The organism is Uliginosibacterium paludis (assembly GCF_039631355.1).
Lineage (GTDB): Bacteria > Pseudomonadota > Gammaproteobacteria > Burkholderiales > Rhodocyclaceae > Uliginosibacterium > Uliginosibacterium paludis.
Window position 1 is genome coordinate 1 of record NZ_JBDIVF010000026.1, and the last position, 2,034, is coordinate 2,034.

Annotated in this window: 1 protein-coding gene and 1 pseudogene; both read left to right on the top strand. The window is 66.6% G+C overall.

All coding sequences use genetic code 11. The annotated features are described in order from the left end of the window. A pseudogene (locus tag ABDB87_RS20490) lies at nt 1-396 on the top strand (methyl-accepting chemotaxis protein); the annotation flags it as partial. A 100-nt stretch (nt 397-496) separates the two neighbouring features. After that, nucleotides 497-2,034, top strand: a 1,538-nt coding sequence (locus ABDB87_RS20495) for a PAS domain-containing protein (protein WP_345930568.1), incomplete at its 3' end; no start/stop codon positions are given.

Below are 2,034 nucleotides of genomic sequence, written 5' to 3' on the forward strand. Positions count from 1 at the left end.
ATGAACGAGATCTCGGCGGCGTCCCTGGAGCAGAGCAACGGCATCGAGCAGGTGAGCGTGGCGGTGACGCAGATGGACGAGACCACCCAGCAGAACGCGGCACTCGTGGAGCAGGCGGCAGCGTCGGCCGAAGCACTCTCCGGCCAGGCCGGCACGCTGCTCGAAATCGTGCGCCGCTTCAAGCTCAACGAGGAAGCCCTGCAGGCCGCGCGTACGCCCACGCTGGAAGCGCCGGCGAAGCCGGCTGCTGCAGCGCCGCGGCCCGCACTGCATCACGCGCCCTCACGACCGGTACCGGTTCCCGCTCGCAGCGTGAGCCGCCCTGCCGTGCGTCACGTCGTCCCGGCTCATGCCGCGGCGGGCGCGGAAGAGGACGAGTCCTGGAGTGAGTTCTGAGTGCTCGGCGGCAGTCCGGTCAGGTGTGAGCCTGGCCGGACAGCTGCCGTCGCAAGCAGTCTGAAACACGGTTTTTGAGGCCAATCTGCAGGAGCCCGACATGAAAGTGAATCTCCCGGTCACCGGTCATGAAGTCGATTATGGCGACGATGTACTCATCGTCTCCAGGACCGATCTTGACGGGCGCATCACCTTCGTCAATCACGATTTCATCCAGATTTCGGGCTTTACGCCGGAGGAGCTGATCGGGCAGTCTCACAACATCGTGCGCCATCCGGACATGCCATCGGCGGCCTTCCAGGATTTCTGGCGCACGCTCAGAAGCGGCAAACCCTGGAGCGGCCTGGTCAAGAACCGCTGCAAGAACGGCGACCACTACTGGGTGCATGCCGATGTCACACCGGTCCGCGAAAGCGGCCAGATCACCGGCTATCTTTCGGTGCGCAGCCGGCCCAGCCGCAAGGAGGTGGAGCACGCCGAGCAGCTCTACCGGCGCATGAATGAAGGCCGCCATGCCCTGCAGATGCGCGAAGGCGTCGTGCGGCGCGCGAGCCTTTTCAGCCGGCTCAACATCATCCGGCGCATCCACGAGCAGGCTCCGATGCGCACGAAGTTCGGTCTGGTCGGCCTGCTGCTGTTCATTCCGCTGGTGATCGCGCTGGCGCTCACCTGGAGCAAGTTCAGCGAGTCGCTCGATGCGGCGCGCTTCGAGCGTGAGGGGCTGGCCTATCACCATGAGCTGCGCGATCTCCTGCCTGCGCTGCAGAATCACCGCGGTCGCAGCGGCGAGGCCAAGGTCGGCAACACGGCGAGCGCCGCAGCACTGCCCGGCATTGCGCGCACGCTGCAGGGCAAGCTGCGGGAGGTCGGCGACCGGACCGCGACGCTGGACGCGCGGCTGGAGGTATCCAGCGTGTGGGCCGGCATCCGGCAGGATGCTGAAGCCCTGCTGGCAGCTGACAGCAAGCTGAGCGTGGACGAATCTTTCGAGCGGCATTCCGCTGTCATTGATCGCGTCAACGCGCTGATGGTGCGGATCGCGTCCGAGTCGGGCCTGGCCAGCGACGCGGACCCGGTCACCCTCGGGCTTGTGACCGCCGGCATCATCACCGCGCCCGAGCTGGCCACACATGTGGCCTTCAGCCGCCGCCTGGGCGCTTCCATGCTCCTGCGCAACGCGTTCGACCTGCCTTCCAAGTTTGACGTAAACGGGCGCATGGCCATGGCCGACCGCCAGATGGAGCGGATCGAGACCTCGGTCGGCAACGCCGTGCAACGGCTGCCTGCACTGGAGGCGCCGCTAGCCGCGCCGCTCGCCAGCCTCAAGGAAAATCTGGGCAGCTTCGACAAGCTCGTGGAGACGCGCGTACTGGGCGCCTCCCGTGCCGAGATCGATCCGGCCGTCTTCCACAAGCAGGGCAGTGCCGCGGTGGATGCGGCCTACGCGCTCTATGACGCCGTCTCCGGCCAGATCGACCTGCTGCTTGGCCAGCGTATCGAGCGCATCCGCGGGCAGGCCTTGCAGCTGTTTGCCGGCACGCTTGCGCTGTTCGTGCTGGGTGTAGCGGTGGCCTGGCTGTTCGTGCGGACGACGGTGCGCTCGCTGGGCGAAGCGGTTGCGCGCTTTCGCGAGATCTC